The sequence below is a fragment of the Pseudomonas sp. HLS-6 TE3448 genome (genome assembly GCF_053629555.1).
In genome coordinates this window covers 4,415,629-4,428,123 of the sequence record NZ_JBRJIO010000001.1, presented here as the reverse complement: position 1 = coordinate 4,428,123, position 12,495 = coordinate 4,415,629, and the positions used below count along the sequence as shown (strand labels likewise).

General features: G+C 60.1%; 9 protein-coding genes. All 9 read right to left on the bottom strand.

Annotation, left to right across the window (positions count from 1 at the left end; all coding sequences use genetic code 11):
- Nucleotides 1-88: 88 nt before the first annotated feature.
- Complete coding sequence (locus tag AB7M23_RS20160) at nucleotides 89-478, bottom strand: carboxymuconolactone decarboxylase family protein (protein ID WP_065761134.1); 390 nt, start codon at nucleotides 476-478, stop codon at nucleotides 89-91.
- 20 nt (nucleotides 479-498) lie between these two features.
- Nucleotides 499-1,950: an NAD-dependent succinate-semialdehyde dehydrogenase gene (locus tag AB7M23_RS20155; RefSeq protein WP_454241829.1), complete on the bottom strand. Its 1,452-nt coding sequence runs from the start codon at nucleotides 1,948-1,950 to the stop codon at nucleotides 499-501.
- Between the two features lie 68 nt (nucleotides 1,951-2,018).
- Nucleotides 2,019-2,504 (bottom strand): flavin reductase family protein, encoded by a 486-nt coding sequence (locus AB7M23_RS20150; protein WP_102051935.1) that lies wholly within the window; start codon nucleotides 2,502-2,504, stop codon nucleotides 2,019-2,021.
- 12 nt (nucleotides 2,505-2,516) lie between these two features.
- On the bottom strand, nucleotides 2,517-3,998 hold the full coding sequence (locus tag AB7M23_RS20145; RefSeq protein WP_454241828.1) for an aldehyde dehydrogenase: 1,482 nt from the start codon (nucleotides 3,996-3,998) through the stop codon (nucleotides 2,517-2,519).
- Nucleotides 3,995-4,828, bottom strand: coding sequence for an alpha/beta fold hydrolase (locus AB7M23_RS20140; RefSeq protein ID WP_065761138.1), 834 nt, complete (start codon nucleotides 4,826-4,828; stop codon nucleotides 3,995-3,997). The genes AB7M23_RS20145 and AB7M23_RS20140 overlap by 4 nt, the downstream gene beginning before the upstream one ends.
- Before the next feature lie 25 nt (nucleotides 4,829-4,853).
- Complete coding sequence (locus AB7M23_RS20135) at nucleotides 4,854-5,444, bottom strand: amino acid synthesis family protein (protein WP_065761139.1); 591 nt, start codon at nucleotides 5,442-5,444, stop codon at nucleotides 4,854-4,856.
- A gap of 1,133 nt (nucleotides 5,445-6,577) precedes the next feature.
- Complete coding sequence (locus tag AB7M23_RS20130) at nucleotides 6,578-7,831, bottom strand: ferredoxin reductase family protein (RefSeq protein ID WP_102051934.1); 1,254 nt, start codon at nucleotides 7,829-7,831, stop codon at nucleotides 6,578-6,580.
- 209 nt (nucleotides 7,832-8,040) lie between these two features.
- Nucleotides 8,041-8,820 (bottom strand): hypothetical protein, encoded by a 780-nt coding sequence (locus AB7M23_RS20125; RefSeq protein ID WP_454241827.1) that lies wholly within the window; start codon nucleotides 8,818-8,820, stop codon nucleotides 8,041-8,043.
- Complete coding sequence (locus tag AB7M23_RS20120) at nucleotides 8,817-12,278, bottom strand: T6SS effector BTH_I2691 family protein (RefSeq protein ID WP_454241826.1); 3,462 nt, start codon at nucleotides 12,276-12,278, stop codon at nucleotides 8,817-8,819. The genes AB7M23_RS20125 and AB7M23_RS20120 overlap by 4 nt, the downstream gene beginning before the upstream one ends.
- Nucleotides 12,279-12,495: the final 217 nt, after the last annotated feature.

Genomic DNA, 12,495 nt, shown 5'->3' with positions numbered 1-12,495 from the left:
GGGTCTGCTCTGAGTTGGGCTGTCCAGGTAAAAGGCGCACGTCGATCATCGGGATCGTCCGTGCTCCGTTTGGATCAGCAGCCCAGGTTTAACTGGAGGCCTCTGCATCGGCTTCGGCGAAGGCTTCACGGGCAAGCCGGAAACTGTCTACGGCAGCGGGTACGCCACAGTAGATGCCGACCTGAAGCAGAATTTCGCGTATTTGTTCACGACTCAGTCCATTACGCAAGGCGCCACGGATATGCAGCTTGAGTTCGTGAGGCCGGTTAAGGGCCGATATCATGGCCAAGTTTATCATGCTGCGCTCTTTAAGCGATAAGCCCTCGCGGCCCCAGACGTGACCCCAGCAGTACTCTGTGACCAACTCCTGCAGGGGACGGTTGAAGTCGTCGGCATTCTCGATTGAGCGGTTGACGTAGGCTTCGCCCAGCACCTGGGTACGAATCGCCAGGCCCTTTTCATATTTTTCGTTGCTCATGTCGTGCTGCTCCTGTCGGGTCAAAGCCCGCCCATCAGGGTGTATTTGATTTCGAGGTAGTCTTCGATGCCGTACTTCGAGCCTTCACGGCCCAGGCCCGATGCCTTGACCCCGCCAAAGGGCGCCACCTCGGTGGAGATCAACCCTTCGTTGATGCCGACCATGCCGTACTCCAGGGCTTCGCTCATGCGCCAGGCACGCCCCAGGTCGCGGGTGTAACAGTAGGCCGCAAGGCCGAACTCGGTGTCGTTGGCACGCGCAATCGCTTCGGCTTCAGTGTCGAAACGGAATACCGCTGCCAGTGGCCCGAAGGTTTCTTCCTGCGCGACCTTCATGTCGCGGGTCAACCCGGCGAGGACGGTTGGTTGGAAAAAGCCGTGCCCCAGCGCATGGCGCGCGCCACCGCAGACCCGCTGCGCACCTAATGCCAGTGCATCCTGAACATGCTCTTCAACCTTGGCCACGGCACGTTCGTTTATCAGTGGCCCTTGCTGGACGTCGGGCTCGAAACCATTGCCAACCTTGAGTGCTGCAACACGCTCGGCAAGGCGTGCAACAAACGCATCGTGAATGCCGTCTTGAACCAGGAAGCGGTTGACACATACGCAGGTCTGCCCGGAATTGCGGAACTTGGCGACCAATGCGCCTTCCACGGCGCGCTCAAGGTCGGCGTCGTCGAAGACGATAAAGGGCGCATTGCCGCCCAGCTCCAGCGAAACTTTCTTCAGGGTCGGCGCGCACTGCGCCATCAGCAGTTTGCCAATGCCGGTGGAGCCGGTGAAGGAGAGCTTGCGCACCAACGGGCTGCTGGTCAGTTCTGCACCAATCGCCACGGCGTCGCCTGTGATGACATTGAACACGCCGGGCGGAATACCGGCCTGTTCGGCCAGCGCGGCCATGGCCAGCGCTGAGAAGGGGGTTTCCGGTGCCGGTTTGACGATACATGTGCAGCCTGCGGCCAAGGCTGGACCGGCTTTGCGGGTGATCATCGCGGCCGGGAAGTTCCACGGTGTGATGGCGGCCACGACACCGATCGGCTCCTTGCTGACGACGATACGTGCATCAGCCTTGTGGCTGGGGATGGTATCGCCGTAGATGCGTTTGGCTTCCTCGGCAAACCACTCGATAAAGCTGGCCGCGTAGAGAATCTCACCCTTGGCTTCGGCAAGGGGTTTGCCCTGTTCCAGCGTGAGGATTTCGGCCAGGGCGTCGGCATGTTCAAGCATCAGGCTGTGCCAGCGCTTGAGCAGGGTGCTGCGTTCCTTGGCCGTCAGGCTGCGCCAGCTCGGCCAGGCCGCGTTTGCCGAAGCGATGGCCAGGCGGGCCTGGTCGGCGCCGAGGTTGGGGACTTGGCCGATTTTTTCGCCGTTGGCCGGATTGAAAATCTGCTGATAGGCGCCGTCTGGCGCGTCCAGCCATTGGCCATTGATAAAGGCTTGCTGGCGGAATAGTTGCGAGGCTGCAGGTGTCATGCCGGCTCCCGGAATAAAAAGGGGCCGCTACCGAGGGGGAGGGTAGCGAGTGGCCCCGGAGTAAACGCTTAGGCCAGGGTGGGCAGCGCGCCCAGCTTGCCTTTGTGGTAGATCATCGGCGTAGCTGGCTGATCGGGCAGGATCAGGTTTTTTACCGCGCCGACGATGATGGCGTGATCGCCGCCGTCGTATTCGCGCCAGAGCTCGCATTCAATGATCGCAGTGGCCTTGCTCAGCAAGGGGTTGCCCAACGCACTGAGGTGCCACTCAATGCCTTTGGCCTTGTCTTTGCCCTTGCCGGCAAAGGCATAGGCTTCGGCCTGCTGATCGGCTGCGAGCAAGTGAATGGCAAACTGCTTGCTGTTGCGCAGAATCGGGTAGGTATCAGACGCGTAGTTAGGGCAGAACAGGACCAGTGCCGGGTCAATCGACAGCGCGCTGAACGCGCTGGCGGTGATGCCGACAATGTCACCCTGCGCGTCCAGGGTGGTGACCACTGTCACCCCGGAAGGGAAGGAGCCCATGACTTCTTTGTAAATGCCGGGTTCGATCATGATGCAGGTCTCCTAGCGCATGACAAACGGGTCGGGCATCGGTGCTTGCGAGAGGTTGATCCATACCGTTTTCAGTTCGGTATAGGCCAGCACCGATTCGATGCCGCTCTCGCGACCGTAGCCGCTGTTCTTGAAGCCGCCGATAGGCGCCATGGCCGATACCGCGCGGTAGGTGTTGACCCAGATGATGCCGGAGCGTACGTCCCGGGCCAGGCGATGGGCGCGGCCCAGATCGCGTGTCCAGATACCGGCAGCAAGGCCGAATTGCGAGTCGTTGGCGATCGCCAGGGCTTGGGCTTCGTCCTTGAAACGAATCACCGAGGCCACTGGGCCGAACACCTCTTCCTGCATGATCTTCATCGAGTTGCTGTCGCACTCGAACAGGGTCGGCTCATAGAACCAGCCTCCGCCGGCAATGTCCGGGCGCTTGCCACCCAGGCGCAGGCGAGCACCTTCGGCCAGGGCATCGGCCACCAGGCCTTCGACGACTGCCAGTTGTTGGGCCGTGGCCATCGGGCCCATCTCGGTGCTGTCGTCCTGCGGGTTGCCGATACGAATGCGTTTGGCGCGGGCAATCAGGCGCTCAACGAACTCATCGTAGATTTCGTCCTGAATCAGCAGGCGCGAACCGGACACGCAACTCTGGCCGGAGGCCGCATAGATACCCGCGATGGCTCCGTTGATTGCACTGTCGAGGTCTGCGTCGGCAAAGATGATGTTGGGTGATTTGCCGCCCAGCTCCAGCGACAGCTTGGCAAAGTTCTCGGCGCTGCTGCGAACCACATGGCGCGCCGTGGCGGCACCACCGGTGAAGGCAATCTTGCGCACCAGGGGGTGACGGGTCAGTGCAGCACCCGTGCTGGGGCCGTAACCGGTCACGACGTTGACGACACCCGGCGGAATGCCGGCTTCCAGGGCCAAGCGTGCCAGCTCAAGAATAGTCGCCGAGGCATGTTCGGACGGCTTGAGCACGATGGTGTTACCTGCGGCCAATGCTGGCGCCAGTTTTATCGCGGTCAGGTACAGCGGGCTGTTCCACGGGATGATCCCGGCCACGACGCCGATGGGTTCGTGCACGGTGTAGGCAAACATGTCCGGCTTGTCCAGCGGCAGCGTGCCGCCTTCGAGCTTGTCGGCCAGGCCCGCGGTGTAGTGGAAGAACTCTGGCAGGTAGCCCACCTGGCCGCGGGTTTCGCGGATCAGTTTGCCGTTGTCGCGACTTTCCAGTTGTGCCAGTTGCTCTTTGTTCTCGGCGATCAGATCGCCAAGGCGGCGCAACAGCTTGCCTCGCGCGGTAGCGCTCAGGCCCCGCCAGGCCGCGCCCTCGAAGGCTGCCTGGGCCGATTGAACGGCACGTTCGACATCGGCTTCGTCAGCATCGGGCAGCACCGCCCAAGGCTCGGCGAGCGCCGGGTTGAGGCTTTCAAACGTCTTGCCGTTAAGGGCATCGACCCATTCGCCGCCGATGCACATCTGGAAGCGTGCGAGTGTCATGCAACGATCCCCTCTATCTGGTTGTGTTGGTTTTGTGCGTTATCCAGAAAGTTCAGCAGCACCTGATTGACCAGGCGCGGCGACTCTACCGGCATCATATGCCGCTGTTCGTCGAGTATTGCCACTTGTGCGCCGGGAATGCGCTCGGCCAATTGCCGGGCCATCTCCGGGGTCGAACCGGGGTCCAGTTCGCCGGTGGCAATCAGGGTGGGCACCCGAATGCTGCCGAGGTCGTCAGCGCGGTACATGTCCTGCGTGGCGAACAACTCGTAGGTGGTCAGGTAGCCTTGTGGATCATTGCTGGCCAGTGTCTGGCGGATGGCTGCGATCTGTGCCGGGTTGGCAGCCTGATATTCGCGGCTGAACCAGCGTGACAGCGCCGCTTCGGCATTAGCGTCCGGCCCGTGTTCAGCGGCCTGGGCGGTTCGCGCAATGACGCCAGCGCGTTGTTCCAGGCTACGGTTGAACACGCTGTTAAGGATCACCAGCCCTTGCACGTGCTGCGGATAGTGCAGCGCAAAGGCGCGAGCGACCAGCCCGCCCATGGAGAAGCCAATCACGGTCGCCCGCGGCAGCTCAAGGTGCTCAAGCAACTCCAGCAACTGATCGGCATAGCCCAGCAGGTCGGTACCGGTGGGCGGGCGCTGGCTGGCGCCATGCCCGAGCATGTCGTAGGCAATGACACGGTACTTTGTGGCCAGGCCTACGATCTGCCCGCCCCACATTTCTTTATTCAGGCCCACGCCGTGGATCAATATCACGGGCTGGCCTTGGCCGGTCGCCAGGTAACTGGTGCCAGCCGGTGTGCGTTCAGCAGTGAGCCGAATCATGGAGCGCTCCTACATGCTGTGTGGGTTACTGCGCTTTCTCAGCGGCCAGTTCTTCCAGATCGATGTAGCGGTTGCCGATACGCGGGTGCAGGCGACCACCGTCGGCGCAACCCAGGACCACAACGATTTCGTCGGCACGCGGTGCATCTTCGATCTGCATTTCCAGCGTGATGTAGTGCGAACGCAGACCTTCATCGTCCTTGTGCATCATCGGAATCTGGATCGAGGTGCCAGGGCCACCGCGCTTGTTGGTGAAGCTCAGGTAGCTTTTGGCCTTGACCGCTTCACGGTAATGATTGCCAAAGCGCAGGGTATGGATGACAGCGGAAGCGTGCTCGATTTCACCGTCGGCACCGACGACGGCTGCCTTGCCGTAGGCTTCGATCTTTTCCGCGCCGCCAATGGTTGCCACCAGCCGCTCAACCATCAGGGCACCGAGGTCGGAGCAGTTGGCACGGATTTCCGGCTTCAGGTCTTCAACGAAGCCGCGGCCCAGCCAAGGGTTCTTGATGACCACAGCCAGCCCGACCATGGTCACCGGCTTGTCTGCAGCTTTACCGCCTTCGATGAAGGTTTCTTCGACATAGCTGACGATTTTGCGAATTTCAAAACTCATGAGCGGCTCCATCTGAGTGAATAAGGTTTGTGCGTATGATGGTATACCATAATACTGTAAGCGCAAGTCCCTCAGATGAGTTTGTAGAGCAAGAAGGCGACAGATGGCCTGCAAACAGGGATTCCGCTGTCTGCTGGAGGTGTGCTGGGAGGGCGAGGGGGAAAAGCGAGGGCGTGATGTAGCTGCTACGCCAATCGGCCTTGGCGTAGCATCGCGGAAGATTCAGTGATGGCTGTTAACGGAATTCGAAGTACTAAAGCCCTTGAGGTCAAAGGAAATGACCTGAGCAGCCTACCAGGAGCCCCCCCAGGATTGTTCGATAAGGCCGTTGAAATCACTGAACTCCACATCTGTTTTTGATGGGCACAGTAGGGGTGGCAAGAGATTTTTGCAGGTTGCGCAGGAGGGAGCGGTTGCGTAGGCGGTGTAATTCCTATTGGTGCCCGCAGGGTCGAACAGTACCTCTGACATAGTCCACGGCCGCGGCAGCCTATGGGCAATGGCATGCAGAAGAAGTTTGGGGGCGGCGCACTTGCCGGCTATCGGGGCGTGACCCACGCGGCACGAGCGCATGAAGGCCGCAGAGAGAACTCGCCCACCATGTGAGTGATTATAGCGATGTGGGGTGTTTCCCAATATGGTCAATGGTGGGAGTGAGCGCTTGTGGCGATGAGAGAGCGCTTCTCTGAAGGCACTGTAGGCCGGTGTTCCTTCAGCGGCTGAGCAAGCCGCAACCCACCGCCCATCGTTCGATCGAAGAACGCCGATCATCATGAATCGTCTGACTGCGATGCAGTCGACGATCGTGCGTGCGACGTCGTAGACCTGTTGCGTCTCGTAGATGGGGTGTCGTCCACCGCATGACGTGCAGGGCACATCATCTCCATAGGACTGCCCCGTGTAAGTGTCGCCAGCATTACTACCGAAGAGGCTGCCATGCAGCCTCACGCCTTGCTTGTCGTGCCGAATCATCATGAACTCTTTTGTAGCGTTATGGCGTTTCGCCGCGTAATTGAAATGTTGCTTAGGTCGTGAGGAGGACTTCAGCACATCAAAAGAGTTATGAAAAATCATATGGTTAATAAAATGTTTCGGGTCAAGCGCTTCCCTCGGTGCACGTTCAGTGAAGGCTGTTAGCGGAATTCGAAGAACTCATAACGCAGATTGCCCTCTGGAATCCGCTGTTCGCGCATCAGTTCCTTGACCTGGGCCAGCAGCCCTTTGGGGCCGCAGAAGCTGATCTGGATGTGCTCTGGATTGGTTTCGCCAGCAACCCGGCGCAAGGTCTCAGCCAGTTTGTCGGCGCTGCTGTCATGGCCGACGAACTCGGCGCCGCGTTCTTCAGCCATCGTTTTCATCTGTTCGACACTGGGGAACGCCCGTGAAGGGTTGAAGCAGTAAACCAGCGTGACATTGTCGAAGCGTTTGGCAGCTTTGTCCTGCAACCAGGAAACGAACGGCGAAATGCCCACCCCGCCACCAATCCAGATTTCCCGCTGGGCATCGGGCAGGCGCTTGAAGTGCCCGTAAGGGGCATAGATATCAGCCAGCATGCCGACCTTGACCTGTTTGCGCAGCGCCTGGGTGTAGTCGCCCAAGGCGCGGATCACGAAGTGGATGTGGCCGTTGTCTTTATGGGCGCTGGCGATCGTGAACGGGTGGGGCTCACGCAAGCCCTTTTCCTTCATGGCCAGGAATGCGAATTGCCCGGCCTTGAACGGGAAGCCGCGATGGACCGGTGCCAGTTCCAGGTGCAGGGAGCCTTTGGCGATGGACACCGCAGCAACCTTGTACTCGCCGGCTGTGGCAATGAAGGGGTAGAGCACCAGCTTGTACAGGGCAGCAATGACCCCCAGGCCACAGAGTACGGCTAACCAGATGCCGGAAGGGCTGTTCAGGGTAATCGGTGACTTGAAGCTCAGCCAATGGGCAATGACGATCAGGAACAGCGGGCCAGAGAGTTTGTGCCACCAGCGCCAGACGCTATAGGGGATGTTTCGGTTCAGGGCCAGCAACACGATCATGCCCAGTGCCACATAGCTCAGTTGGCGCACCATGCGCGTCCAGTACTTGGAAAACTCCACAATCGCAGCACTGTTCCAGGCGTCCAGGTTGGCTTTGAACACCAAGTGGTAGCTGGCAAAGACCAACGCCCAGATGCCCAGCCATTTGTGCGTTTCATACACCCGATCCAGCCCGCCGAACAGTCGCTCGATGAGGTGCCAGCGAGCGGCCAGCAGGCATGAAACCGCCATGTTGGCCAACGCCGCAGCGCCCAGCACCAAGCTGAGGGTGGCCGAGGTCATCCAGGTATCGGAAGGAATTTCGAGCAAAATGGTGAGCGTGGTGATCAGCAGGATACCCACGACGCAGTGCCAGCTTTTCAAACGGTTAGCCTCCAGTTATCAACGTTAACAGCTTAACGGTTTTCGAGGCGGTCGGCGCTGACCTGGGTCACGGGCGTGACGACGGTGTCAGTAATAACGGTACTGTAGTTCCGTGCCTTGATGCTCCAACCCAGTATGTCAGCACGGACTTCACGTTAGATAAACCGCTGACTGCAGTCATTTAGCCATCTCCCTCCGCCCGGTGCGCCTTAACCACGGTCAACGTGCCTGTCGGCCCGAGGTACATTCGGGAGGTGCTGCTCAACAAGGTCCAGGATCGACTCGAACGCTTTACGCTTGGCAAACAGTGGGAAGGTACTGCGCGAGAGTTTGTTCAGATAATCGTTGTACCAAGCGAACTCCAAGCCAACCAATTTTTGCTTTCGGTCTATGGCTACCTCTGTAAACCTCGACCACTCGTAGGTATGGTGATGAAAGTCTGTTTGCAAATCACGGTAGCGCGCTGAATTCATGGAGGCATGTGTCAACATCACGCTACCGGATCCACCTACAGCACCGATGAGGAGCGCCGGATCATTGTAGGCGCTTGCCATACACATAAATGCAATCGCCGTGAATGCTGCCAACCCCTTCAAGAAAGTGAGTGTCCACTCCGGAAAAACCTTCCATTTGCAAAATTCTGCTCCAGACTTTGTAAAACGGTAGGCAAAATTCATGCGCTGATGGGTCATGCATACCGCAGGTATAGATATCAAGGCGAAGACAAATACATGCGACAGCGCTCTCCAAGGCTCTTCTATAAACTCGGATGAAAAATACAAAACCAGCGCAATCGCTGACGCAATCATCAACATAACCAGCAATGCCAAGTTAGCAACCGTTGTATTGTAGTTCCTGGCCTTGATTCTCCAGCTCAGCAGTTCAGATTCATGTCCATACTTCCACGTCAGTTGAGACGGAAGCTCTCGTGGTGTGGCCCAGTGGCCCAGCCGGGACTTCACGCGAGACAACCCTTCTGAAACCTTCATTTCGCCATCCCCTCAGGCACCTGAAGGTTCAACCCGTAGAGGCTGTATTTCTCCAACTTCTGTTCTTCAGGCAGCATGTCGGTGAACAGCGTATTTTTTCGCTCGGCCTCCCGTAAAGCGTCGCGCAGCGCCACACGGAACATGTAGCCACGGGCGTCTGCGCGTTGATTGAGCGGTGGCGGGTAATGCACCTCCAGTTCCAGTGCTGCATTGCTCGTGGGTGTCGCCACCCAGGCCTGCCATATGCGGTATTGATCCTTGGCCTGATAGGCAAAGTCGCTCTGTAATTGCTGGCCACCGGCGGCCTCCGGCAGTTGCCCGGCCAGCTCAGGATCAACCCAATGGCCGCGCAGAAAGTGCTCGTAGAGTGGGCTCTGCTGCTGCGGCGTGTGATAGACCGGTGAACCTTCGCTGTCGATCACCACTGGTTGCAGCTGGACAATACTGCCCGCCAGCGTGGCGGGGAGCAGCAGTTGCACCCAGAACCCCAGGCAACGTTGTGGCCCACGGTCCGGGTAGGTGTACACCGCCCGGGCCCAGACGCTGGGCCGCTGCAGGATCTCCAGCAAGGCCATCAACTGGGTTTTATGGCCGTCAATGCCTACCCAGTTTTCCTCTGGAGCTTTGCCCCAGCTACAGCGGTACAGCCATAGGCGCAAGCCTTCGCGCTTATAACGGTTGGCATGTACTGAAAACAGCAGATAGGCAATGCCAAGTGCGCCCAGAACAATGGTGACCGGTGAAGACATGATCCAAGCGAAGTTGAACCAGTAACCCAGTACAGCACCCACAAGCTGCAAACTAGCCACACCCGACATCACGCCAAGAGCGCCGCGCTTTAGAGTGAGAAAATATCTCTCATCTTCACTACTCGCCCCCGCAATATCCTTGGACACCTGCCACGCCTCAACACCCGCAGCAATCGCGCCGAGCGCCGCCCAGGTCGCGGTACGGGCAATCAACCGCTTTGCGGCCTGCGCGAAGTTGATGTCGCCTTGAGCCAGCCATGCCCTGGCGCCCGCTTTCGTCAGTTTCGTGATCTCGTTGCCCAACGGCGCATACATCCCCTGCGCCCGATTCCACGCCGGGCCCACGCACACGGCCATCATTGCGTTACCGGTATAGGCCGCATTGGCGGTCATCATCCGCAGTTCGCTGTTGTTGAACAGGCCGTCGGCACTCGCTTGTTCAAGGCTGTACAGGGTGTTCCAGACATTCAGCCCGACCAGCATCAGCGGCAGCGACTGGCCGAAGTGCTTGCCCATCCATTCGCGGCTGCGGGCGTTGAAGCGCTCGCGTTGTTGGCTTTTGAGGCGGTGCTGGGCCAGGGCCTCCTGCTGCCCGAGGTCGCCCAGTTGTTGGTGGAGGTGGTCGACATGCACGTTCAGGCGGTTGACCGGGGACAGTGTGAACACCAGTTGATGCGGCCGGCTGAAATGCAGGTCCTGCAGTTGCAGGGTCAAGCTGCGTAGCGCGGTGCGGGTCGCAGCCTGATCGTGAGGTGCGCCGGGGCGCGTCAGCGTGCGCTGCTGGGCGTCGATCTGCCGTTGCAAGCCAAGCACCTGCTGCTGCCAGCGGCGGAACTGCGCCTTGAAGTCGGGGTTGAAGCGCAGTTGGGTAGCGTCAGAGGCCTGGGTCGAGATCAAGGCCTGGGTAACTACTTGGGTGAGCACGTCCGTCGCGCTGGCGTAGGCCCGTTGCAGGGCCGGCGCCAGGGTCACGCTCAGGGTGTGCCAGGCGCCTTCGGCACTGTTGTTGGCCACCGTTACCAGGGTGTCGAACGCCCGCCGGGCCGTCGTGCTCAGCGCCTGGTAGGCCTTGCTCTGCTTGACCGAGGGCAGGTCGAGCACGCCTTTGAGTTCGTTCGCACGGGTGGCAACGCTGGTGACATCTGCCGGGTTGCCGGGGTCGACGGGGAGTGTGCTGCCATCGCCCTGGCTACGGCCATCGAGCAAGCCGGTGGTGGCGAAGTTGTGCGCGACCGTGCGTACCAGCGCGGCAATTTCCGGGTTGAAGTTGAACAGCGCCGTGCCCAGCAGGGTGCTCGGTTTCACCGCCTGCCGGCACAGCCAGTCCTGCCCGGCCTCGCCGCCGCCCAACAGGGTTGCTAGGCCTTCGGCAGTCTCCAGCAAGGCGCGGCTGTGGGCTGGGTGGCAGGTGTCGAAGAACAGGGTGTCGGCATTCGGTGCAAGCCGCTCCAGCCAGTTGAGCAGGTCGCGTTCGCTGCGCTGGGCATGGGCCTCAAGCTGGGCCGCCTGGGCCGTGGCCCGGCTCAGGAAGCCTTGCAGTTCATCGAAGTGGACGTCTTCGCGCCACAGGCGTTTGTCGCGCCACTCGGCCAGCGTGCGCCGCCAGGTACCGGGGTGCGGTAGTTTGCCCCAGCGCTGAATGAACTTCGCCTCGAGTTTTTCGACCTCCCAGCGCCACGTCTCGATCATGGGCGCATCACCCGCACTGCCAACCACACGGGCTCGCTCGGCTTCATCATCGGCCTTGAGCAACGTGTACAGGTCATCGGTGTAGGCGCGGGTCAGCGCCGGGTCCAGGGCGACGTGCGCGGGTAGCAGCGGTGTGCAATCAAAGCCGCACAGTGCTTGTACCGCCGTGGCCGTTTGCAGTTTTTCCTGGTGTTCCTGCTCGAACAGTGCCTGTTCCAGGCGCCGCCCGGTGAGGTTCAGGCTCAAGTCGTCAACCAGCGCCAACGGGTCGTCGAGGGCGATGAACAGTGCCGTGTTCTGGTCTGGCACGTAGCCACGAATCAGCGCTTCCTCGAAATCCCGCTTGAACGGCCGGTCGGGGTCGGATGGGTCTGCATCGGTGGGCAGCGTGGTGCTGAGCAGGTTCGGTGCGGGCTGGTCCTGTACGCGGATATCGGCCACACTCTGGCCCAGTTGCACCAGTGGTGCACCGTGGGCAACCTGGTAGGTGTCGCAGTAATCCGGCAGGTCGAGGTCGCGCAACCAGGGCGTTTGCAGGCCACCGGAACGCATGGCCTCGCACAGCCGCCAGGTCCATTGCACCGGCGAAAAGGCCAGGCGCAAGATGCTGCGGCGGGGGTACAGTAGGTACGGCCGTAATTCGCCGGGGTTGGTTCGCAGGTCCTGGCCAATTTCCAATGCGGTCCAGGTGTGGCGGATAAATAGCCGCCCGATGACCTGGTACTCGTGGAAGGTCTTGTCGACGCTGTCCCAGACATACAACCAGCCGTCCCGCAGTTGGCGCAGGGTGTAGCTGCGGGTTTTCAAGGTGGGCTGGAGTTTGGGTGCCCAGCCTTTGTGCAGTGGATGCGGGCCTTGTGCCTGGCCTTTTTCCGGGGACGCGTCAATCGCGTAGCGCACCGGAAAGATGGCAACCTCGGGGGATTTCATCGGGCAACAGCCGCGCCCCACCGGAACATCGTCAAAGGCTTGCCGGAGACGCGCCTGCCTAAGCTCTGCCGGACTGGCTTCCTGATTCATGTTGCATCCTTGTCTAATTCGATTGCCAGGCAGTGGTCATCCATGAAGGGCGTGCCGACAGTGGCCTTGCTGACTGCAGTGGTAATGAGCGGGGTGCTCGCGCATAGCGGAACACCTCGAATGGCAAAGGACTCGAACGCTAGCAGATGCACTTCTGGAGGGATGTAGGACGCTTCCGAAAGTTGTTACAAGGCCGGTGTCGGCAGCTGCGTCTCAC

Coding starts and splice junctions, on each gene's coding strand:
- AB7M23_RS20140 (WP_065761138.1), bottom strand. CDS start 4,828: ATGATTCGGCTCACTGCTGAACGCACACCGGCTGGCACCAGTTACCTG.
- AB7M23_RS20120 (WP_454241826.1), bottom strand. CDS start 12,278: ATGAATCAGGAAGCCAGTCCGGCAGAGCTTAGGCAGGCGCGTCTCCGG.
- AB7M23_RS20160 (WP_065761134.1), bottom strand. CDS start 478: ATGAGCAACGAAAAATATGAAAAGGGCCTGGCGATTCGTACCCAGGTG.
- AB7M23_RS20155 (WP_454241829.1), bottom strand. CDS start 1,950: ATGACACCTGCAGCCTCGCAACTATTCCGCCAGCAAGCCTTTATCAAT.
- AB7M23_RS20135 (WP_065761139.1), bottom strand. CDS start 5,444: ATGAGTTTTGAAATTCGCAAAATCGTCAGCTATGTCGAAGAAACCTTC.
- AB7M23_RS20145 (WP_454241828.1), bottom strand. CDS start 3,998: ATGACACTCGCACGCTTCCAGATGTGCATCGGCGGCGAATGGGTCGAT.
- AB7M23_RS20150 (WP_102051935.1), bottom strand. CDS start 2,504: ATGATCGAACCCGGCATTTACAAAGAAGTCATGGGCTCCTTCCCTTCC.
- AB7M23_RS20125 (WP_454241827.1), bottom strand. CDS start 8,820: ATGAAGGTTTCAGAAGGGTTGTCTCGCGTGAAGTCCCGGCTGGGCCAC.